At 72.1% G+C, this 20,102-nt stretch carries 20 protein-coding genes; 12 read left to right on the plus strand and 8 right to left on the minus strand.

Annotation, left to right across the window (positions count from 1 at the left end):
• Positions 1-60 precede the first annotated feature (60 nt).
• From ACFO0B_RS28990 to ACFO0B_RS29000, 3 genes are all read left to right on the plus strand, one after another.
• Entirely contained in the window at positions 61-828 is a 768-nt protein-coding gene (locus ACFO0B_RS28990; RefSeq protein ID WP_378616431.1) for a sporulation protein, read from the plus strand.
• A gap of 118 nt (positions 829-946) precedes the next feature.
• Complete coding sequence (locus ACFO0B_RS28995; RefSeq protein ID WP_378616433.1) at positions 947-1,342, plus strand: hypothetical protein; 396 nt, start codon at positions 947-949, stop codon at positions 1,340-1,342.
• A gap of 101 nt (positions 1,343-1,443) precedes the next feature.
• Positions 1,444-2,724 (plus strand): FAD-binding oxidoreductase, encoded by a 1,281-nt coding sequence (locus ACFO0B_RS29000; protein WP_378616435.1) that lies wholly within the window; start codon positions 1,444-1,446, stop codon positions 2,722-2,724.
• Between the two features lie 60 nt (positions 2,725-2,784).
• Here ACFO0B_RS29000 and ACFO0B_RS29005 read toward each other — a convergent pair whose 3' ends face one another.
• Both ACFO0B_RS29005 and ctaC read right to left on the minus strand, forming a co-directional pair.
• Complete coding sequence (locus ACFO0B_RS29005; protein WP_378616437.1) at positions 2,785-3,201, minus strand: cytochrome c oxidase subunit 4; 417 nt, start codon at positions 3,199-3,201, stop codon at positions 2,785-2,787.
• A gap of 13 nt (positions 3,202-3,214) precedes the next feature.
• The gene (ctaC, locus tag ACFO0B_RS29010; RefSeq protein ID WP_449289809.1) at positions 3,215-4,339 is read right to left on the minus strand and encodes an aa3-type cytochrome oxidase subunit II; all 1,125 of its coding nucleotides are present in this window, start codon (positions 4,337-4,339) and stop codon (positions 3,215-3,217) included.
• 223 nt (positions 4,340-4,562) lie between these two features.
• On the opposite strand from ctaC, the gene asnB reads away from it, so the two are divergent.
• A complete protein-coding gene (gene asnB, locus ACFO0B_RS29015; RefSeq protein ID WP_378616441.1) occupies positions 4,563-6,503 on the plus strand; it encodes an asparagine synthase (glutamine-hydrolyzing) in 1,941 nt (646 codons plus the stop codon).
• 208 nt (positions 6,504-6,711) lie between these two features.
• Here asnB and ACFO0B_RS29020 read toward each other — a convergent pair whose 3' ends face one another.
• Complete coding sequence (locus ACFO0B_RS29020) at positions 6,712-7,683, minus strand: carbohydrate kinase family protein (RefSeq protein ID WP_378616443.1); 972 nt, start codon at positions 7,681-7,683, stop codon at positions 6,712-6,714.
• Between the two features lie 96 nt (positions 7,684-7,779).
• A complete protein-coding gene (locus ACFO0B_RS29025) occupies positions 7,780-8,136 on the minus strand; it encodes a HesB/IscA family protein (RefSeq protein ID WP_233016704.1) in 357 nt (118 codons plus the stop codon).
• A 175-nt stretch (positions 8,137-8,311) separates the two neighbouring features.
• Between ACFO0B_RS29025 and ACFO0B_RS29030 the strand changes: the two genes are divergently transcribed.
• The gene (locus tag ACFO0B_RS29030; protein ID WP_378616445.1) at positions 8,312-8,971 is read left to right on the plus strand and encodes a DUF3043 domain-containing protein; all 660 of its coding nucleotides are present in this window, start codon (positions 8,312-8,314) and stop codon (positions 8,969-8,971) included.
• Between the two features lie 63 nt (positions 8,972-9,034).
• Here the strand turns inward: ACFO0B_RS29030 and ACFO0B_RS29035 are convergent, their stop codons facing one another.
• The gene (locus ACFO0B_RS29035; protein ID WP_378616447.1) at positions 9,035-9,196 is read right to left on the minus strand and encodes a hypothetical protein; all 162 of its coding nucleotides are present in this window, start codon (positions 9,194-9,196) and stop codon (positions 9,035-9,037) included.
• An 86-nt stretch (positions 9,197-9,282) separates the two neighbouring features.
• On the opposite strand from ACFO0B_RS29035, the gene ACFO0B_RS29040 reads away from it, so the two are divergent.
• The 5 genes from ACFO0B_RS29040 (at position 9,283) to ACFO0B_RS29060 (ending at position 13,748) form a co-directional block, all read left to right on the plus strand.
• A complete protein-coding gene (locus ACFO0B_RS29040) occupies positions 9,283-10,251 on the plus strand; it encodes a helix-turn-helix domain-containing protein (RefSeq protein WP_378616448.1) in 969 nt (322 codons plus the stop codon).
• A 10-nt stretch (positions 10,252-10,261) separates the two neighbouring features.
• Positions 10,262-10,804 (plus strand): bifunctional adenosylcobinamide kinase/adenosylcobinamide-phosphate guanylyltransferase, encoded by a 543-nt coding sequence (locus tag ACFO0B_RS29045; RefSeq protein WP_378616450.1) that lies wholly within the window; start codon positions 10,262-10,264, stop codon positions 10,802-10,804.
• A 79-nt stretch (positions 10,805-10,883) separates the two neighbouring features.
• Positions 10,884-11,963, plus strand: a complete 1,080-nt coding sequence (cobT, locus tag ACFO0B_RS29050) for a nicotinate-nucleotide--dimethylbenzimidazole phosphoribosyltransferase (RefSeq protein ID WP_378616452.1) — start codon at positions 10,884-10,886, stop codon at positions 11,961-11,963.
• Between the two features lie 82 nt (positions 11,964-12,045).
• Entirely contained in the window at positions 12,046-12,789 is a 744-nt protein-coding gene (locus tag ACFO0B_RS29055) for an adenosylcobinamide-GDP ribazoletransferase (RefSeq protein WP_378617275.1), read from the plus strand.
• A 245-nt stretch (positions 12,790-13,034) separates the two neighbouring features.
• Positions 13,035-13,748 (plus strand): MBL fold metallo-hydrolase, encoded by a 714-nt coding sequence (locus ACFO0B_RS29060; RefSeq protein ID WP_378616454.1) that lies wholly within the window; start codon positions 13,035-13,037, stop codon positions 13,746-13,748.
• Positions 13,749-13,809: 61 nt separating this feature from the next.
• Here the strand turns inward: ACFO0B_RS29060 and ACFO0B_RS29065 are convergent, their stop codons facing one another.
• Together ACFO0B_RS29065 and gcvT are read right to left on the minus strand one after the other, a co-directional pair.
• Positions 13,810-14,907, minus strand: a complete 1,098-nt coding sequence (locus ACFO0B_RS29065; protein ID WP_378616456.1) for a branched-chain amino acid aminotransferase — start codon at positions 14,905-14,907, stop codon at positions 13,810-13,812.
• Between the two features lie 27 nt (positions 14,908-14,934).
• Positions 14,935-16,035, minus strand: coding sequence for a glycine cleavage system aminomethyltransferase GcvT (gene gcvT / locus ACFO0B_RS29070; protein ID WP_378616458.1), 1,101 nt, complete (start codon positions 16,033-16,035; stop codon positions 14,935-14,937).
• 68 nt (positions 16,036-16,103) lie between these two features.
• On the opposite strand from gcvT, the gene ACFO0B_RS29075 reads away from it, so the two are divergent.
• On the plus strand, positions 16,104-17,627 hold the full coding sequence (locus ACFO0B_RS29075) for a leucyl aminopeptidase (protein ID WP_378616460.1): 1,524 nt from the start codon (positions 16,104-16,106) through the stop codon (positions 17,625-17,627).
• 60 nt (positions 17,628-17,687) lie between these two features.
• On the opposite strand, the gene ACFO0B_RS29080 is transcribed toward ACFO0B_RS29075, so the two are convergent.
• Complete coding sequence (locus ACFO0B_RS29080; RefSeq protein WP_378616462.1) at positions 17,688-18,050, minus strand: oxidoreductase; 363 nt, start codon at positions 18,048-18,050, stop codon at positions 17,688-17,690.
• 251 nt (positions 18,051-18,301) lie between these two features.
• Here ACFO0B_RS29080 and sucB point away from each other — a divergent pair, with 251 nt between their 5' ends.
• A complete protein-coding gene (gene sucB, locus ACFO0B_RS29085; protein WP_378616464.1) occupies positions 18,302-20,095 on the plus strand; it encodes a 2-oxoglutarate dehydrogenase, E2 component, dihydrolipoamide succinyltransferase in 1,794 nt (597 codons plus the stop codon).
• Positions 20,096-20,102: the final 7 nt, after the last annotated feature.

Here is a 20,102-nt window from a genome sequence, read left to right on the forward strand (position 1 = left end):
GGCGGCGGCCGTAAGCGCTTCGTAAGGCGTTCTCGAGCCAGGGCACGCAGACTGTCCGTCATGTTCAAGAAGTTGCTTGCGGCCGTCGGAGTCGGCGGCGCCGAGGTCGAGACCGAGCTGTTCACCCCCGGCGTGCAGCCCGGCGGCGTCATCGAGGGCGTCGTGCGGGTGCGCGGCGGCCAGGTGCCGCAGCGCATCGACCGGATCGCGGTCGAGCTGGTCACCCGGGTCGAGCACGAGTACGAGGACGGGGAGACGCACCGCGACACCGGCTTCGGCGCGCACGACGTCTTCCACGGCTTCGACCTGGCCCCCGGCGCCTTCCACGAGTTCCGGTTCGGCGCGCGGGCACACCTGGAGACCCCGATCACCTTCTTCGACGGTCAGCCGCTGCCCGGCACCGTGGTCGCGCTGCGCACCGTGCTCGCCGTGAGCGGCGCGGTGGACGCCACCGACAGCGACCCGATCGGCGTCGGCGCGCTGCCCGCCCAGCACATCCTGCTCGACGCCGTGCGGCGCTGGGGTTTCCCGCTGCGCAGCGCCGACGTCGAGCACGGCAGGCTGCACAACACCCCGCAGCAACTCCCCTTCTTCCAGGAGATCGAGTTCGGCCCCTCACACCGGTTCCCGCGGCTCAACCAGCTGGAGGTGAGCTTCGTCCCCGCCGAGCACGGCATGAGCGTCGTGTTCGAGGCGGACAAGCGCGGCGGGCTCTTCACCGAGGGCCGCGACGCCTACGACCACCTCTGGGTCGAGTACGCGAACCTGCCGCACGTCGACTGGACGGGCGAGGTCGGGCACCGGATCGAGCGGCTCGCGGGGCACTAGCTCCCGCCGCCCGGCGCGAAAGGTCAACCAGCACCGGCAGACCCGGGTCGCCACCGGTCCCGCACGGATCCCAGGCATGTGACATCATGTCGCGCGGATAACGAACAGGGAATGCGGTATGGATTTCGGCTGGTTGCAGATCGCCGTCGTCGCGGTGGCGGTCGCGGCTCGATTGCTGGCCGGTGGCCGGCTGCACGACGTGACGGTGACGACGTACGGGGTACCGCTGGTGCTCCTGCTCGGCCCGCTGGCGCTCGCGGGCCAGCACGCCCCGGTGCTCGCGCACCCGGTGCTCATCGCCGCCGACGCCTGCGTCCTGGTGGCCGCCCTGCTCTTCCCCGACTTCGGCGAGTCGGGGCGCTACCAGATCCCGCTGCTCATGCTGCTCCGCGGCGAACCCGCGCTCGCCTCCGGCAACCGGATCGCCCCCGCCTTCCTCGCCGTCGGCGCCCTCGCCCTCACCGTCTACCTCATCCTCTTGGCCGCCCTCTGGATCGTGATCGCCCTCAGCTGAGCCACGATGAAGCGGAACAGTGCGTTCCGGTCGGCGGAAAGCACCACGGAGCAGGCGGTAGGGGGAGCGCGAGCGGGCGCGCTGTGGTTGACTTCCGTGCCATGAGCACGTCGCACTTCGCCGCCGCCACCGAAGAATATCTGCCCCGCGATACCGCCGATGTGGTTCGCACCGTGCGGGATTCACGAGGTCGCGCGGCCCGGCTCGAGGTGCACGGCGGGGAGCCGGTCGAGGACGGGCTCGACCTGCCGGATCAGCGCGCCGTCGTCTCCATGCGGCGGATGAACCAGGTGCTCGACATCAACCTGGGCAGGCGGACGGTGCGGGTGCAGGCGGGGGCGAAGCTCTCCGACATCGACCGCAGACTCGGCGCGCACGGCCTGGGGCTGCCGATCGTCGGCGATCACCGCGACATCACCGCGGGCGGTTTCGCCTCGGTGGGCGGGGTGAGCACCGCTTCGCACCGGCACGGCCTTTTCATCGACCAGATCACCGACCTGGAGTACGTGGACCCGGACGGCCGGATCGGCACCTGCGGCCGCGGCCACCACACCGAGCGGTTCCGCCGGATCCTCGGCGGCGGCGGCCGGGCGGGCATCATCACCGCGCTCACCCTGGACGTGGTCGAGGTGGACAAGGACCACACCTGGCTCACCACCGACGCCGACCGCTTCCTCGACTTCGACTCCTTCGTCGAGCACGCGCACGCGGAGATCAGCAGCCCGGGCGAGTCGGTGCTGCAGGTGGGCCGCTGGGTCGACACCGCGCGGCTCAAGGTCTCCCGCCCGGTGGGCACCGGGCACGTGCAGCTCGGCACCGTGCGCTTCGGCCAGTGGTCGAGCCTGCACCACACCACCCCGACCCGCTCGCTGCGTGCCCGCCGCGACCTCGGCACCCGCACCCGCAAGTCGCTCGGCGCGATCGCCTCGGCCGCGAGCGGCAAGGCAGGCGCCCCGGTGCGCAACGCCGCCGCGGGCGCGCTCATGTTCGCGCCGAAGGTGCTCACGCTGCGCGACGCCGAGTACCTGGCGGACACCGTGATCAGCTCCGCGGAGCGCGGCCCCGCCTACCGGGTCGGCGTCTTCGCCCCGCTGGCCAACTACGCCTCGGTCTTCTACCGGCTGCACGACCTCTTCGCCGGGCTGCGCGAGGAGACCGGCTGCTTCACCGTCATCTCCGCCATGACGTACGGGGTCCGCTCGGACTATCTGCGGGCCGAAACGGCGCGCAGGGACCTCCCGGGTACCGACCACGGTCTGATCGCCTTCACGGCCCGGCTGCGCCCATCGGCGCTCCCCTCCGAGCAGCTGCGCGCCCTGGTCGCCGAGATCGACGAGATCTGCCGCTCGGAGAACGCGCTGCGCTACGAGTCCACCCAGTAGCCCCGGACAGACGAGAGCGCCCCACCGGTACTCCGGTGGGGCGCTCCGTCGTTGCGCGGGTCAGTGCTTCTCGGGACCGATGTGGTACTCGAAGACCAGCCCGGCCGCGGCGACCAGGATCAGCACCACGCCGGTGCCGATCAGCCAGAACTGGAAGAACGCCAGCCCGAGCGCGGTCACCGCACCCGCACCGGCGAGCAGGATCGGCCACGGGCTGTTCGGCGAGAAGAAGCCGAGGTCGCCCGCGCCGTCCACGATCTCGGCGTCGTCGTAGTCCTCGGGCCGCAGGTCGAGCCTGCGGGCCACGAAGCGGAAGTAGGTGCCGATGATCAGGGAGAGGCCGCCGGTCAGGACGATGGCGGTGAGGCCTGCCCATTCGATCCCGGTGCGGGACTGGGCGGTGAAGAAGCCGTAGACGGCGCCGACGATGATGAAGAACACCGTGAGCAGCTCGAAGATGCGCGCTTCGATCCTCATGTCAGATCAACCCTCACTTGCTCTCGGCCGCGACCGCGGTCTTCGTCGTGCGCTCGGTGTCGAACGGCCGGGTGGAGGTGGCCACCGGCGACTCGCCGATGGACTCCAGCGCCTCGGCGTTGGTCCGGCCCTGCTGCCGCGCCTCGAGGTACCGGGTGAACTTCTCCGGCGAGACGGCGCGCACCTCGAAGTTCATCATCGAGTGGAAGGTGCCGCACATCTCCGCGCAGCGGCCGACGAAGGCGCCCTCCTTCTCGATCTCGGTGATCTGGAAGACGTTGTCGGAGTGATTCTCCTTGGGGTTCGGCATGACGTCCCGCTTGAACAGGAACTCCGGTACCCAGAAGGCGTGGATGACGTCGGCGGCGGCGAGCTGGAACTCGATCACCTTGCCGGTCGGCAGCACGAGCACCGGCACCTCGGTGCTGGAGCCGATCGTCTCGACCTTGTCGTAGTGCAGGTAGGAGAGGATGTCGTTGGCCGGCTTGCCGTGCACCGGGCCGGGCTGCGGGTGGCCGTGCTCCTCGTCCACCCGCTCCTTGTACGCCTCCAGCTGCTCCTGCGCCTGGCCCTCGCGCACGGTGTCGATGCCGTCGTAGCGGAAGCCGTCCTTGAAGTCGACGTTCCGGTAGCCGAACTTCCAGTTCCACTGGAAGGCGGTGACGTCGACCGTGACGTCCGGGTCCGGCACCTTCTCGTGCACGTAGTTCTGCACCACGACGGTGAAGTAGAAGAGCACCGCGATGATGACGAACGGGATCGCCGTGTAGGTGAGCTCCAGCGGCACGTTGTACCCGGTCTGCCTGGGGAACTCCGGGGAGTCCGGCTTCTTCCGGTGGAACACGACGGTCCAGAAGGTCAGGCCCCAGACCAGCACGCCCATCGCCAGCGCGGCGATGACCGACCAGGTCCACAGCTCGCGCATCCGCTCGGCCTGCGGGGTGACCCCGGACGGCCAGCCGAAGCGCAGCCAAACATTGTCGATCGAGCAGCCGGAGACGAGCAGGGCGGTCATCCCGAGGGACACCACCAGCCCGGCCCGGCGAAGGACGCGGCTCCGCCGACCTCCGACGGGGCGTGCCCCGATCTCTTCGCTCGCCTTGTGCGCCACGCTCACGCCTTCCTGGTCGCCACACATCCCGACTGATTCAGGGCACCTGAAAATGTCCTGAGTACTACGCAGCGTAGACCAAACCGGCGCCCCGGTCGCCGCCGGGTCGGCTTCGACACGCACGACCGGGAGGTTCCCGCGCGGGCGGTCCGCACACCGCGCCGCCCCGGCGGGTGCGGCATACTCGGGCAGAACATTTCGACTTCCCCGGGGAGCAGCCCCGGCCGACCGAATCGAGGGTGCCGACACCGTGTGTGGACTGCTCGGCTTTCTGACTTCCGACGTGGCGGCACCGGACACCGTGGAGCGGGTGTACGACGCCCTGCACTGCGTCCGCCATCGCGGGCCCGACGAGCGCGGCACCTGGCACGACGACCACGTCATCTTCGGCTTCAACCGGCTGTCGATCATCGACATCGAGCACTCGCACCAGCCGCTGCGCTGGGGTCCGGCCGAGAACCGCGAGCGCTACGCGCTGACCTTCAACGGCGAGATCTACAACTACCTGGAGCTGCGCGAGGAGCTGGCCGCCGCGCACGGCGCCGAGTTCGGCGACGAGCCGATCTTCCGCACCGAGGGTGACAGCGAGGCCATCGCCGCGGCCTTCCACTACTGGGGCCCGGAGGCGGTGCGCAGGCTGCGCGGCATGTTCGCCTTCGCGATCTGGGACACCGAGACCGGCGAGCTCTTCCTCGCCCGCGACCCGTTCGGCATCAAGCCGCTCTTCCTGGCCACCGGCCCCGGCGGCACCGCCTTCGGCAGCGAGAAGAAGAGCCTGCTCGAGCTGCTGCCCGCGCTCGGCCTCGGCGACGAGCTCGACCCGCGCGCGCTGGAGCACTACACCGTGCTGCAGTACGTGCCGGAACCGGAGACGCTGCACGCCGACATCCGGCGGCTGGAGTCCGGCAGCTACGCCACCGTCCGCCCCGGCGCGGCGCCGGAGGTCACCCGTTACTTCGAGCCGCGCTTCCCGGTGCGGCCGTTCACCGGCGACCCGCAGGACCGCTACCGCGAGATCGCGGCCGCGCTGGAGGACTCGGTCGCCAAGCACATGCGCGCCGACGTGACCGTCGGGTCGTTCCTCTCCGGCGGCATCGACTCCACCGCGATCGCGGCGCTCGCCATGCGGCACAACCCCGGGCTGATCACCTTCACCACCGGGTTCGAGCGCGAGGGGTACTCCGAGGTCGACGTGGCCGCGGAGAGCGCCGCGGCGATCGGCGCGCGGCACATCGTCAAGGTGGTCTCGCCCGCCGAGTTCGCCGCCGCCATCCCGGAGATCGTCTGGTACCTGGACGACCCGGTGGCCGACCCGGCGCTGGTGCCGCTGTACTTCGTGGCCAAGGAGGCGCGCAAGCACGTCAAGGTGGTGCTCTCCGGCGAGGGCGCGGACGAGCTCTTCGGCGGGTACACCATCTACCGCGAGCCGCTCTCGCTGCAGCCGTTCGAACGGCTGCCGCGCGGGCTGCGCAGGCTCGCCGGGCGGCTTTCGGAGCGGATCCCCGAAGGCACCCGCGGCAAGAGCCTGCTGCACCGCGGCTCGCTCACCCTGGAGGAGCGGTACTACGGCAACGCGCGCAGCTTCAGCGACGCGCAGCTGCGCTCGGTGCTGCGCGAGTTCCGGCCGGAGTGGACGCACCGCGACGTCACCGCCCCGATCTACGACCGCTCCCGCGGCTGGGACCCGGTCACCCGCATGCAGCACCTCGACCTCTTCACCTGGCTGCGCGGCGACATCCTGGTCAAGGCCGACAAGATGACCATGGCGAACTCGCTGGAGCTGCGCGTCCCCTTCCTCGACACCGAGGTGCTGAAGGCGGCCGAGGGGCTGCCCTACGAGCAGAAGATCAGCCCCGACACCACCAAGTACGCGCTGCGCCAGGCGCTGGAGGGGATCGTTCCCCCGCACGTGCTGCATCGGGCCAAGCTCGGCTTCCCGGTCCCGCTGCGACACTGGCTGCGCGGCACCGAGCTGCACGATTGGGCGCGCGCCCAGATCGCCGACTCGCAGACCGACCACCTGCTGGACAAGGCCGCCGTCTCCCGGATGCTCGCCGAGCACCGCGAGGGCCGTTCCGATCACAGCCGCCGGCTCTGGACGCTGCTCGTCTTCATGGTGTGGCACGGGGTCTTCGTCGAGCAGCGGATCAAGCCCGAGATCCAGGAGCCGACCTACCCGGTCTCGCTCTAGGTCTTTCGCCGGGTGCGGAAGTCTCACGGGGCTCCGCCCCCGCACCCCCCGGGGGCTGCCGCCCCACGCTCAGCGTCCCCGCAGGCCGACTGGCGCTACGCCCCGGAGGGGCGGGGGTGTGGGGGTTCACCCCCACGTCGACTCTCTCTGGAAACCAGGCGAAGGCGCCCCGCGTGAGCGAGAGCGCCTTCGCCGGACGGAACAGAGCTCAGAGCACGCGCTCGATCTCGGCCGCGGCCTCGGGCCCGTACGCCTTGGTGAGCCGCTCGACGGCGTCGACCTTGTCCAGCGCCCACTCCTGGGTGCCCATGGTCTCCAGCACGAGCACCGCGACGAGCGAGCCGAGCTGGGCGGCGCGCTCGAGGCTGAGCCCGGCGGTGTGCCCGGTGAGGAACCCGGCGCGGAAGGCATCGCCGACGCCGGTCGGCTCGACCTTGGTGTTCTCCGGCACGACGCCGACCTCGACGGAGGTGCCGTCCCTGTCGACGACGAGGACGCCGTCACCGCCGAGCGTGGTCACCCGGATGCCGACGCGCGCGGCGACCTCCTCCTCGGTGAGCCCGGTCTTCTGCAGCAGCAGCGCCCACTCGTACCGGTTGGTGAAGAGATAGTCGGCGCCGTCGATCAACTGCACCACCTGGTCCCCGTCGAGCCGCGCGAGCTGTTGCGAAGGGTCGGCTGCGAATCGAATCCCCAGTTCGCGGCACTCGGTGGTGTGCCGCAGCATCGCCTCGGGATCGTTGGCGCCCACAAGCACCAGGTCGAAGTCGTGGCGCTCGGCGAGCTCACCGATCCCGATGTCGCGGGATTCGCTCATGGCGCCGGGGTAGAAGGAGGCGATCTGCGCCATGTCGTCGTCGGTGGTGCAGACGAAGCGGGCGGTGTGCGCGGAGTCGGAGATCCGGACCGCGGAGCAGTCGACCCCGCTCGCCTCCAGCTTGCCCCGGTAGGACTCGCCGAAGTCGGCGCCGACCGCGCCGACCAGCAGCGGGGTACCGCCGAGCTGGCCGATGGCGTAGGCGATGTTGCCCGCGACGCCGCCGCGCCGGATCTGCAGGTCCTCCACGAGGAAGCTCAGGGAGACGTGCTCGAGCTGATCGGCGAGGAGCGCGTCCGCGAACCGCCCGGGAAAACGCATGAGGTGGTCGGTCGCGATGGACGCGGAGACAGCGATGGTCACGAAGCGGAGTCCTTCGACGGTGGGCGGCCCGCGTGAGCGGCACGCGACGGCGTTGGGCCGGGACTCACGTCCCGGCCCAACCGTATCAATCGATCGTCAGTTGAAGGAGTCGCCGCAGGCGCAGGAGCCGGTGGCGTTGGGGTTGTCGATGGTGAAGCCCTGCTTCTCGATGGTGTCGACGAAGTCGATCGAGGCGCCCTCGACGTACGGCGCGCTCATCCGGTCCACCGCGAGCGCGACGCCGGCGAACTCGACGGTGAGATCGCCGTCCAGGTTGCGGTCGTCGAAGAAGAGCTGGTAACGCAGGCCCGCGCAGCCACCCGGCTGCACCGCGATCCGCAGCGCGAGATCGTCGCGGCCCTCCTGGTCCAGCAGCGCCTTCGCCTTGGCGGCGGCAGCGTCGGTCAGCTTCACGCCGTGGGTGGCGGTTGCGGTCTCGTTCTGCACAGTCATGGACTCTCCTAGGGACAGCTGTGGTCGCCCGCGAGCGATGCACGCCGAATCGTGCCGGTCGGGCAGGTTCAACGCCACTCGTCGGGCCGCTATTCCATCTTGCCACCCGCTGGCACTTCCGTGCTGCCCGGGACCGGAGTATCGCGTGATCCGCGTCATCGAATAGCCTGGTCGGGTGAAGTTGTTCCGTCGTGGCGAGTCCGATACCACCGACGCGACCGCCGTCACCACGGCGGACGCGAGCGAAGGCGCGGTTCCGGCGGCGGCCACCGCCACCGCGGGCAAGGGCCGCCCCACCCCGAGGCGCCGGGATGCCGAGGCCCGCAAGCGCGGCCCGGTCGCCCCCGCCCCGATGACCTCCAAGGAAGCGCGCGCCCGCCGCAAGGCGAACCGCGGCGACCGGGCCGCGCGGAAGGTGGCCGCCGCCGAGCGCCGCGCCGCCGCCCAGGACCGCCGCGAGCGCATGCTGGCAGGCGAGGACAAGTACCTGCTGCCGCGCGACCGCGGCCCGGTGCGCGCGCACGTGCGCGACATCGTCGACGCCAGGCGCAACCTGGTCGGGCTGTTCATGCCGATGGCGCTGGTGCTGATCCTCTCCATGTTCGCCGCGCCCGGGCTGCAGACCATCGTCACGCTGGCCATGCTGGTGATGATGGCGTTCATGATCGCGGAGGGCGTCTTCCTCGGCCGGATCATCAACAACCGGGTGCGCGAGCGCTACCCGGACACCACCGACACCGGCTTCAAACTCGGCTGGTACGCCTTCGTGCGCGCCTCGCAGATCCGCAAGATGCGCGCGCCCAAGCCGCGGCTCACCCCGGGCGACCCGGTCTGACCTCCCGCCCACGAGAACGGCCCGTCGGTGCTACCGGCGGGCCGTTCTGTTTCGGGGGCCGGGTCACCGGTGGTGACCGACCCGGGTGGAGAGCGCCGCCAGGTCGGCGCGGAACCGTTCGGCGTCCCGATCCTGGACGGCACCGGAGCCGGCCCGGGCGGGACCGGCGGCGATGAGCGCTCCGAGCAGCAGGACGACGGCGAGGACGAGCAGGAAACCAATCATGGCAGTAATTTTTCGCCCGTTCATATCCCGCCGAAAGTGGCAGCTCTGACATTGTTCGTAAATATCCGGCCAGCTACCCTGATGCCATGCTGCAGAAGGTTGCCGTCGTGCTCGCGCAGAACATGGCCATGTTCGAGTTCGGCGTGGTCTGCGAGGTCTTCGGGCTGGACCGCACCGAGCAGGGGCTGCCCGGCTTCGACTTCCGGGTCTGCGGCGCCGACCCGGGGCGGCCGCTGCGCTCCTCGACGCCCGGCGTCACCGTCACCCCGGACTACAGCCTCGACCAGCTGGCCGGGGCCGATCTCGTCGCCGTCCCCGCCTTCCCGGTGACCGCGCTCGACGACGGCCTCGACCCCAGGCTGGTCGACGCGGTGCGCGGAGCCGCCGACGCGGGCGCCATCGTGCTCACCGTCTGCTCCGGCGCCTTCCTGGCAGGCGAGGCCGGGCTGCTCGACGGCCGCAAGTGCACCACGCACTGGCGCTACGTGGACGACCTCGCCGCCCGCTACCCGGCCGCGACGGTCGACCCGGACGTGCTCTTCGTCGACGAGGGCAACCTGGTCACCAGCGCGGGCACCGCGGCCGGGATCGACGCCTGCCTGCACCTGGTGCGCCGGGAGATCGGCAGCGCCGCCGCGAACGGCATCGCCAGGCGGATGGTGGTCCCCCCGCAGCGCGACGGCGGGCAGCGGCAGTTCATCGAGCGCCCGGTCGCCGACTGCACCTCGGACAGCCTCGGCACCACCCTGACCTGGATGAGCGAGCACCTGGAGCACCAGCACACCGTCGAGGAGCTGGCCGCCCGCGCGCGCATGTCCACCCGGACCTTCGCGCGCCGCTTCGCCGCCGAGACCGGGACCACCCCGGTGAAATGGCTCACCACCCAGCGCGTGCTCTACGCCAAGCACCTGCTGGAGGACTCCGACGACGGGTTGGAGCGGATCGCCGGGCTGGCCGGGTTCGGCTCGGCGGCGCTGCTGCGGCACCACTTCCAGCGCCAGGTCGGGATCGCGCCCACCGAGTACCGGCGCCGGTTCGGCGGCGAGCCCCGGTAGCCTGCGCGGCATGGGTGACTCCCCCGCCGGGCCGCGCACACTGGTGCTGGGCGGCGCGCGCTCCGGCAAGTCCGCGCACGCCGAGCGGCTGGCCGGCGACGGCCCGGTCCGCTACCTCGCGACCGCCGTCCCCGACCCCGCGGACCGCGACTTCGCCGAGCGGATCGCCGGGCACCGGGCCCGCAGGCCCGCGACGTGGGAGGTGCTGGAGAGCGCCGACCCGGCCGCCGTCCTCACCGAGCCCGCCGATGCTCCCCCGGCGACCCTGGTGGACGACATCGGCACCTGGCTCACCGCCCGGATCGACGCGCTCGACGCCTGGGAGGCGCCGCGCGGCACCGTCGCGCCTGCGGCCGATGCCCTCGTCGCCGCGGTCGACGGCTACCGGCACCGGCTGGTGCTGGTCAGCCCGGAGGTCGGGCTCGGGGTGATCCCGGCGACCCGCTCCGGCCGGCTCTTCCGGGACGAGATCGGCGCCCTCAACCAGCGCCTGGCCCTGGTCTGCGACGAGGTGGTGCTGGTGGTGGCCGGGATTCCGATGCGGGTGAAATAGCCACCGCCCGCATCGGACACTATGGAGCGGCAGCGCGGGGCCACCGGCCCCGCGCCGGAAGCACGCGGAAAGGCTGACAGTGACACACGGATTCGAACCGGTCTCCGCTCCCGACGCCCTCGTGCGCGCGGCCGCCGTGGCGCGCCAGGCGCAGCTCACCAAACCCGCGGGCGCGCTCGGCCGGCTCGAGGAACTGGGGAACTGGGTCGCGGCCTGCCAGAGCGCCTGCCCGCCCGCGCAGTTCGAGCGGGCGCGGGTGGTGGTCTTCGCCGGAGATCACGGGGTCGCGCGGCACGGCGTCTCGGCGTACCCGAGTGAGGTGACCGCGCAGATGGTCGCGAACATCCTCGACGGTGGCGCCGCGGTGAACGCGCTGGCTGCCGTAGCGGGCGCGACCGTCCGGGTGGTCGACATCGCGGTGGACGCCGACACCGACCCGGCCGTCTCCGCGCACAAGGTGCGCCGCGGCAGCGGCTCGGTGGACCGGGAGGACGCGCTCGGCGAGGACGAGGTGCGCGCCGCGCTGGACGCGGGCCGCGCCATCGCGGACGAGGAGATCGACGCGGGCGCCGACCTGCTGATCGCCGGCGACATGGGGATCGGCAACACCACACCGGCCACCGCGCTGATCGCCACGCTCACCGGCACCGAGCCGGTGGCCGCCATCGGCCGCGGCACCGGGATCGACGATGCCGGCTGGAGCCGCAAGCTGGCCGCCATCCGGGACACCATGCGCCGGATCCGCCCGGTCGCCAAGCAGCAGCCGGTGGCGCTGCTGCGCGTCGGCGGCGGTGCCGACATCGCCGCCATCACCGGCTTCCTGGCCCGCGCCGCCGCCAGGCGCACCCCGGTCGTGCTGGACGGCCTGGTGGTGACCGCCGCCGCGCTGGTCGCCGAGGATCTGGCCGACGGCGCCAAGGCGTGGTGGGTGGCCGGGCACCGCTCCACCGAGCCCGCGCACCGGCTGGCGCTGCGCCACCTGCACCTGGAGCCGCTGCTCGAACTGGACATGCGCCTCGGCGAGGGGTCGGGCGCGCTCACCGCGCTCCCCCTGCTCCGCGCCGCCGTCGCCGCGCTCGGCGAGATGGCCACCTTCGCTGACGCGGGCGTCAGCACCGGGGCCGAAACCGCCGCTCCCGCAGCGAACCTGCGGAAGTGAGCCGGACACCCGGCGCGCACCGGGCCGACCCGCGCGTGGTGCTCGGCACCGGCGCCGTGGCCGGCCGCGGCGGGACCCGGTGATCACCGGAGTGCGGCTCGCACTGTCCTGGCTCACCGTGCTCCCCGCGCGCGGGCCGGGCGAGATCGACCGCAGAGCGGCAGGCCAGGCCATCGCCGCGGCGCCCGTCGCAGGGCTTCTGCTCGGCGCCGCGGCCGCAGCGGTCCTGTGGGCGCTCACCGCGGCGGGCGCGACCTCGATCCTCGCGGGGCTGCTCACGGTCGGCGCGCTCGCCGCGGGCACGCGCGGCATGCACCTCGACGGCCTGGCCGACACCGCCGACGGCCTCGGCTGCTACGGCCCGCCCGAGCGCGCCCGCCGCATCATGAGGGACGGCGGGATCGGCCCCTTCGGCACGGCCGCGCTCCTGATGGCCGTCCTGACCCAGGCCTTCGCCTTCGCGGCACTCGCGGACGCCGGGCTCTGGGCGGGCGTGCTGCTCGCCGTCGCCACCGGCCGGGTCGCCGCGGTCATCGCGTGCGTGCGCGCCCCCGCCGCTCCGGACACCGGCTTCGGCGCCCTGGTCGCCGCAACCCAGCGTCCGCTGACCGCCGCCCTGTGGGCGCTCGCCGCACTCGCCGCGGCCGCCCTGCTGCCCGGCACCGCGCCCTGGCACGGCCCGCTGGCGGTCGCCGCGGCACTCACCGCCGCTGCGTTGCTGACGCAGCATTGCGTCCGCCGTTTCGAGGGGCTCTCCGGCGACGTGCTCGGCGCAGCAGTCGAATTCGCGACCGCGACCACCGCCGTGCTCCTCACCCTCGGCTGAGCCGACCGAAAACCCGATACCCGGCCGGGAATTCGGAGATATACCTCGCGACCAGTGCAATTCAGCTATTACCCGGCACGCCCGCCCGGTTGTTTCCGGCAACGGAAAGGCCACCGTCCGGCAACCTCTTCCCATCCTTTCCGCACGAGTTTCACCCAAACGTGTCGACCACCACAGTCTGGGTCAGTGGACATTTTCCGGCCGACTCGCACGCATCGTCTGGGTCGCACAATAAGGTGGACGCCATGCCTTCCGAGCGCCTGTACTTCCGCCAGCTGCTGTCCGGCCGGGATTTCGCCGTCGGCGATCCGATCGCGACGCAGATGCGGAATTTCGCGTACCTGATCGGCGACCGGGAGACCGGAGAGTGCGTCGTCGTCGATCCCGCCTATGCGGCGGGCGATCTCGTCGACCTCGCCGAGGCCGACGGCCTGCGTCTCACCGGCGTGCTCGCCACGCACCACCACCCGGACCACGTCGGCGGCAGCATGCTCGGCTTCACCCTGCGCGGCGTGCGCGAACTGCTCGAGAAGACCAGCGTCCCGGTGCACGTGAACAACGCCGAGCTGACCTGGGTCGCCAATGTCACCGGCATCGCCGAAAGCGAATTCACCGGCCACGAGCACGGCGACAAGCTCAGCGTCGGGACTTTCGAGATCGAATTGTTACACACACCCGGGCACACGCCGGGCAGCCAGTGCTTCCTGTTCGAGAACCGGCTCGTCGCGGGTGACACCCTGTTCATCGACGGCTGCGGCCGCACCGATTTCCCCGGTGGCGATTCCGACGAGATGTTCCGCAGCCTGCGGCATCTCGCCGGGCTGCGCGGCGACCCGGTCGTCTATCCCGGGCACTGGTACTCGCAGGAGCCGAGCGCGCCGCTGACCGCGGTGCGCGACAACAACTACGTGATGCGCCCGCAGACGCTGGACGAATGGCACATGCTGATGCCGGGCTGAGCCCAGCACACGCCCAGCAGCCCTGTCCGTCGTTCCGGACGGCAGGGCCGGGCGGCCTCGGTCAGAAGCGGAAGAGCCAGTCGTGGGTGTCGGCGAAGGTGCCGCGCTGAATGCCGGTCAGGGTGTCGCGCAACGCCAGGGTGACCTCGCCCGGCTCGCCGCCGCCGATGGCGACTTCGCCTTCGGGCGAACGCACCCAGCCGACCGGGGTGATGACCGCCGCGGTGCCGCAGCCGAACACCTCGGTGATCGCGCCGGAGGCCGCGCCGTCCAGCCACTCGCGCACCGAGACCTTGCGCTCCTCGACCCGGTACCCGGCGTCGGCGGCGAGCGTGATGAGCGAGTCGCGGGTGATGCCGGGCAGCAGCGAGCCGGAGAGCTCCGGCGTCACCAGCGTGGCCTCCGAGCCGGAGCCGAAGACGAAGAACAGGTTGTTGGTGCCCATCTCCTCGACGTAGGCGCGCTCGACGGCGTCCAGCCAGACCACCTGGTCGCAGCCCTTCTCGGTCGCCTCGGCCTGGGCGAGCAGCGAGGAGGCGTAGTTGCCCGCCACCTTGGCCTCGCCGGTGCCGCCGGGCGCGGCGCGCACGTACTCGGTGGAGAGCCACACCTTCACCGGCTTCACGCCGCGCGGGAAGTAGGCGCCGGCCGGCGAGGCGAGCAGCAGGTACTTGTAGGAGGAGGCGGGCTTGACGCCGAGCCCCGCCTCGGTGGCGAACATGAAGGGCCGCAGGTAGAGCGATTCCTCGCCACCCGCGGCGGGCACCCAGTCGCCGTCCGCCGCGAGCAGCGCGCGCACCGACTCGATGAAGAGCTCGTCCGGTAGCTCGGCCATCGCCAGCCGGCGCGCCGAGCGCCGGAAGCGCGCGGCATTGGCGTCGATCCGGAAGCACGCGATGCTGCCGTCGGCCTGCCGGTAGGCCTTGAGCCCCTCGAAGATGGCCTGGCCGTAGTGGAAGACCATGGTGGCCGGATCCATCTGCAGCGGCGCGTACGGCTCGACCCTGGCGTCGGTCCAGCCGCCGTCCCGGTAGTCGATGGAGACCATGTGGTCGGTGAAGTACCTGCCGAAGCCGGGCGCCGCCAGGATCTCCTGTACCCGCTCCCCCGGAGTGCGGGCCGGATGCGGAATACGGGTGAACTGTGCAGCGGCGGTCATGCCCCCGATCCTATCGGGGCGGCCTGATCAGGCGGGGCGCGCGTCCACGAACGGCGGCCGAACCACGGCGCAGCGCAGCCGCCTGCCGCGCACATCCGCGGTGACCTCGGCGCCCGGCTCCAGCCCGGCCGCGGTGTCGAGCAGCGCGAGCGCGATGCCGCGCTCCAGGGTCGGCGAGAAGGTGCCGGAGGTGGTCTCCCCGACCACCTCGTCGCCGCGCAGCACGCGCTGCCCGCGGCGCAGCACGCCGCGGTCGACGGCGCGCAGCCCGAGCAGGGTCCGCGCCGGTCCGGCGGCCTTCTCCCGCTCCAGCGCGGCCTTGCCCCAGAACCGCGGCTTCGCCCAGCCGACCGCCCAGCCGCAGCGCGCCTGCAGCGGACTGATGTCGGGCCCGAACTCGTGACCGTGCAGCGGGTACCCCATCTCGGTGCGCAGGGTGTCGCGGGCGCCGAGCCCGGCCGGCTGCCCGCCCGCGGCGCGCACCGCGTCCAGCAGCGCGCGGAAGACCGGCTCGGCATCGTCCCAGCGTGGCAGCAGCTCGTAGCCGTGCTCGCCGGTGTAGCCGGTGCGGCAGACCCGGACCGCGCGGCCGCGCCACTCGGCGTCGGCGAAGGCCATGTAGCCGAGATCGGCGGGCAGGCCGAGACTTTCGAGCACCGCGGGCGAGCGCGGGCCCTGCACGGCGAAGACCGCGTAGGCCCGGTGGTCGTCCGTCACCGTGACGCCGCCGCTGCTCGCCGTGCGCAGCCGGGACACCACTTCGGTGGTGTTGGCCGCATTGGGGACCAGGAAGATCTCGTCCGGCCCCACGAAGTAGGCGATCAGGTCGTCCACCACGCCGCCCTCCTCGGTGCAGCACAGCGTGTACTGCGCCCGGCCGGGCCGGATCCGGTCGAGGTCGTTGGTGAAGGCGCCGTTCACGAACTCCGCCGCGCCGGGGCCGCGCACCGTCGCCTTGCCCAGGTGGCTCACGTCGAAGAGCCCGACCGTCTCGCGCACCGCCGCGTGCTCGCGCACCGTGCCCGCGTAGGAGACCGGCATTCGCCACCCGCCGAACGGCGCGAAGGTCGCCCCGAGCTCGGTGTGCACGGCGTCGATGGGGCCTCGGAGCAGCTCGGTGTCGGTCACCCGAGGCAGCTTAGCGGCTGGTTTCCTCCGGAAGGCGGGCTCGCGCCGCAGCGCAGTAGCCTGAGCCCATGACCGCTGCTGCTGATCGTCCACTGGGCCCGGAACTGGCTCGTACCACCGCTCTCGGCCCCGACACCGATGTGCTCGTCATCGGCGTCACCTCCTCCGAGAACGGCCCGGCGATCGTGCCCGACGACCTGTTCGCCGACGTGCTGAGCGCCGAGCAGCGCGCCACCCTGCTCGACCAGCTGGGCGCCGTCGGCGCGAAAGGCAAGGCCGAGGAGCTCACCCGGGTGCCCGCCCCGGCCGGGCTGGACGGCATCACCAGCGTGCTCGCCGTCGGCCTCGGCTCGGCGGAGAAGCTGGACGCCGAGCAGATCCGGCGCTCGGCCGGGGTCGCGGCGCGCGCGCTGAGCGGCACCGAGCAGATCGCCAGCACGCTCTCCGGGCTCGATCTCGGCGCCGCCGCCGAGGGGTTCTACCTGGGCGCCTACACCTTCACGCCGTACCGCTCGGCGAAGACGGCACCGAAGCCGGACGAGGGCCCGGTGGCCAGGGTCGAGCTGCTCGTTCCCGACCCCGACTTCGGCGCGGAGGCGCTGTTCCGCGCCCAGCTGGTCGCCGAGGCGGTCGCCACCGCCCGCGACTTCGTCAACACCCCGCCCAGCCACCTCTTCCCCGCCGAGTTCGCGGACCGCGCCGCGCTACTGGCCGAGGCCGCCGGGCTCACCGTCGAGGTGCTGGACGAGCAGGCGCTCGAGGCCGGCGGCTACGGCGGCGTGATCGGGGTGGGCAAGGGCTCGTCGCGGCCGCCGCGGCTGGTCCGGATCAGCTACGAGGGCGGGCCGCGCCGGGTCGCGCTGATCGGCAAGGGCATCACCTTCGACACCGGCGGCATCTCGATCAAGCCCGCCGCGAACATGGACGCCATGACCTCCGACATGGGCGGCGCCGCGGCGGTCATCGCGACGACGTTGCTCGCGGCCAGGCTGAGCCTGCCGATCACGGTCATCGCGACGGTGCCGATGGCGGAGAACATGCCCTCCGCCACCGCGCAGCGCCCCGGCGACGTGCTCACCCAGTACGGCGGCACCACCGTCGAGGTGCTGAACACCGACGCCGAGGGCAGGCTGATCCTGGCCGACGCCATCGTCCGCGCGGGTGAGGACGATCCGGAGTTCCTGATCGACGTCGCCACGCTCACCGGCGCGCAGATGGTCGCGCTCGGCACCCGCACGCCCGGCGTCATGGGCACCGAGGAGTTCCGTGACCGGGTGGCCGGGATCTCCCGCTCGGTCGGCGAGAACGGCTGGGCCATGCCGCTCCCGTCGGAGCTGCGCGCCGACCTGAACTCCAAGGTCGCCGACATCGCCAACGTGGCCGGTCACCGCTGGGGCGGCATGCTCTCCGCCGCGCTCTTCCTGAAGGAGTTCGTGCCGGAGGGGGTGCAGTGGGCGCACATCGACATCGCGGGCCCGGCCTACAACACCGGCGGCGCCTTCGGCTACGTCGGGAAGGGCGGGACCGGCGTCCCGGTGCGCACCCTGATAGCGGTGCTGGAGGAGATCGCGGCCGAGCCGGTCACCGAGTAGGCGGCCGCGGGCTCGGCGAATCGGTCACCGCGTGGAGCGGGGCGGGCACGGCGGGCCGCCTCAGAGCTCGTCGAGTTCGCGCTCCAGTTCGCGCCTGCGCCGGATGCGCTCGCGCTCGTCGTGGTCGCGCATGCGCTGTGGGTAGCCGGTGCGCGCCACGTCGTAGACCGGGATCCCGAGATCGCCGCCGAGCCTGCGCGCGCCGCGCTCGCCGACCACCCGGCGGGTCCACTCCCCATCGGCGGCGATCAAGACCACCGTGACATCGGTCACGGTGGTCTTGGGCTCCACATAGCCCTCGACGCCGGTGTGCGTGCGCACCCAGTCGGCCAGGTAGCGGGCGTCCTCGCCGCGCGGCCCGCCCGGCCGCGCTGCCCGTCCGGCCCTGGCGGCGGCGCCACGGAAGCGATCGAGCAGCCCCATCGCGGAATCTCCTCCTCGTCGGCGACGGCCGCGGGTTCGTCCGCCGCGACCGGGTAGTTCCATAGTGCCCGAGCCCGGTAGTTGCCCGCCCTGTGCCGCATGCCACGCGCGCGAGTGCAAGGATGGACCGCGGTACAAGAAACCACACAGATCCGGTGCCGAGCGCGCGCGGAAGCCGCCGCGACCCGTGGCGGCGCCCACCGGGCAGCGAACTGTTGTAGACCCGTCGAGCAGTCAAGGAGTCAACGGACATGGCCTTCTCCGTCCAGATGCCAGCTCTTGGTGAGAGCGTCACCGAGGGAACGGTCACCAGGTGGCTGAAGCAGGAAGGAGACACGGTCGAGGTCGACGAGCCCCTGCTCGAGGTCTCGACCGACAAGGTCGACACCGAGATCCCCTCTCCGGTCGCCGGTGTGCTGACGAAGATCGTCGCCCAGGAGGACGACGTGATCGAGGTCGGCGGCGAGCTGGGCGTGATCGGCGACGCAGGCGAGGAGGCGGGCGGCGGCGACACCGCCGCGGACGAGGCCCCGGCTCCGGCCGCCGAAGAGGCGCCGAGCGAGGAGGCCCCCGCCGAGGAAGCCCCGGCCGAGGAGGAGCCCGAGCCCGAGCCGAGCGCGCCCGCCGCATCCTCGGGGTCCGGTGACGGCACCCCGGTGAAGATGCCGGAGCTGGGCGAATCGGTCACCGAGGGCACCGTCACCCGCTGGCTCAAGGCGATCGGCGACGAGGTCGCCGTCGACGAGCCGCTGCTCGAGGTCTCCACGGACAAGGTCGACACCGAGATTCCCTCCCCGGTCGCGGGCACGCTGCTCGAGATCACCGCGGAGGAGGACGATGTCGTCGCGGTCGGCGGCCAGCTCGGCGTGATCGGCAGCGGTTCGCCGGCGCCGAAGTCCGAGCCCGCGCCCGCCCCCGAGCCGAAGCAGGAGGCCGCCCCGGAGCCGAAGCAGGAGGCCGCCCCGCAGCCTGAGCCCGAGCCGGAACCCGAGCCCGAGCAGGCCCCCGCGCCGAAGGAAGAAGAGAAGCCTTCGAAGCCCGCGCCCGCGCCCGCCGCGAAAGCCGAGGCCCCGAAGAGCGAGCCCGCCGCCGGTGCCACCCCCTACGTCACCCCGCTGGTACGCAGGCTGGCCGAGGAGCACGGCGTCGATCTCGGCGAGCTGAGCGGCTCCGGCGTCGGCGGCCGCATCCGCAAGCAGGACGTGCTGGCCGCGGCCGAGGCCAAGAAGGCACCCGAGCCCGCCGCCGCGCCCGCGCAGCAGCAGCCCGCCGCGGCCGCCGCCCCGAAGGCGCAGCCGAAGCCCGCCCCCGAGCTGGCGCACCTGCGCGGAACCACGCAGAAGGCGAACCGGATCCGGCAGATCACCGCGACCAAGACGCTGGAGTCGCTGCGCACCACCGCGCAGCTCACCCAGGTGCACGAGGTCGACGTCACCCGGATCGCGGCGCTGCGCGCGAAGGCCAAGGCGGCGTTCAAGGAGCGCGAGGGCGTGAACCTCACGTTCCTTCCGTTCTTCGCCAAGGCCGTCGTCGAGGCGCTCGGCGTGCACCCGAACGTGAACGCCAGCTACGACGACGCCAGCAAGCAGATCAGCTACCACGCCTCGGTGCACCTCGGCATCGCCGTCGACACCGAGCAGGGGCTGCTCTCGCCGATCATCCACAACGCCAGCGACCTCTCGCTGGCCGGGCTGGCCAGGGCCATCGCGGATATCGCCGGCCGGGCGCGCAACGGCGGGCTGAAGCCGGACGAGCTCTCCGGCGGCACCTTCACCATCACCAACATCGGCAGCCAGGGCGCGCTGTTCGACACCCCGATCCTGGTTCCGCCGCAGGCGGGCATGCTCGGCACCGGCGCGATCGTCAAGCGCCCGGTGGTGGTGACCGACGAGAACGGCAGCGAGTCCATCGGCGTCCGTTCGATGGCGTTCCTTCCCCTGACCTACGACCACCGCCTGATCGACGGCGCGGACGCGGGACGCTTCCTCACCACCATCCGGCATCGGCTGGAGGAAGCCGCGTTCGAGGCCGATCTGGGGCTGTAGCGAAGGG

The sequence above is a fragment of the Nocardia jiangsuensis genome (genome assembly GCF_042650385.1).
Classification (GTDB): Bacteria; Actinomycetota; Actinomycetes; order Mycobacteriales; family Mycobacteriaceae; genus Nocardia; species Nocardia jiangsuensis.

Bases quoted from the DNA above. Each gene is read 5' to 3' on its own strand.
- ACFO0B_RS28990 (WP_378616431.1), top strand. From the start codon at position 61: ATGTTCAAGAAGTTGCTTGCGGCCGTCGGAGTCGGCGGCGCCGAGGTC.
- ACFO0B_RS28995 (WP_378616433.1), top strand. From the start codon at position 947: ATGGATTTCGGCTGGTTGCAGATCGCCGTCGTCGCGGTGGCGGTCGCG.
- ACFO0B_RS29000 (WP_378616435.1), top strand. From the start codon at position 1,444: ATGAGCACGTCGCACTTCGCCGCCGCCACCGAAGAATATCTGCCCCGC.
- ACFO0B_RS29005 (WP_378616437.1), bottom strand. From the start codon at position 3,201: ATGAGGATCGAAGCGCGCATCTTCGAGCTGCTCACGGTGTTCTTCATC.
- ctaC (WP_449289809.1), bottom strand. From the start codon at position 4,339: ATGTGTGGCGACCAGGAAGGCGTGAGCGTGGCGCACAAGGCGAGCGAA.
- ACFO0B_RS29025 (WP_233016704.1), bottom strand. From the start codon at position 8,136: ATGACTGTGCAGAACGAGACCGCAACCGCCACCCACGGCGTGAAGCTG.
- ACFO0B_RS29035 (WP_378616447.1), bottom strand. From the start codon at position 9,196: ATGATTGGTTTCCTGCTCGTCCTCGCCGTCGTCCTGCTGCTCGGAGCG.
- ACFO0B_RS29040 (WP_378616448.1), top strand. From the start codon at position 9,283: ATGCTGCAGAAGGTTGCCGTCGTGCTCGCGCAGAACATGGCCATGTTC.
- ACFO0B_RS29045 (WP_378616450.1), top strand. From the start codon at position 10,262: ATGGGTGACTCCCCCGCCGGGCCGCGCACACTGGTGCTGGGCGGCGCG.
- ACFO0B_RS29060 (WP_378616454.1), top strand. From the start codon at position 13,035: ATGCCTTCCGAGCGCCTGTACTTCCGCCAGCTGCTGTCCGGCCGGGAT.
- ACFO0B_RS29065 (WP_378616456.1), bottom strand. From the start codon at position 14,907: ATGACCGCCGCTGCACAGTTCACCCGTATTCCGCATCCGGCCCGCACT.
- ACFO0B_RS29075 (WP_378616460.1), top strand. From the start codon at position 16,104: ATGACCGCTGCTGCTGATCGTCCACTGGGCCCGGAACTGGCTCGTACC.
- ACFO0B_RS29080 (WP_378616462.1), bottom strand. From the start codon at position 18,050: ATGGGGCTGCTCGATCGCTTCCGTGGCGCCGCCGCCAGGGCCGGACGG.
- sucB (WP_378616464.1), top strand. From the start codon at position 18,302: ATGGCCTTCTCCGTCCAGATGCCAGCTCTTGGTGAGAGCGTCACCGAG.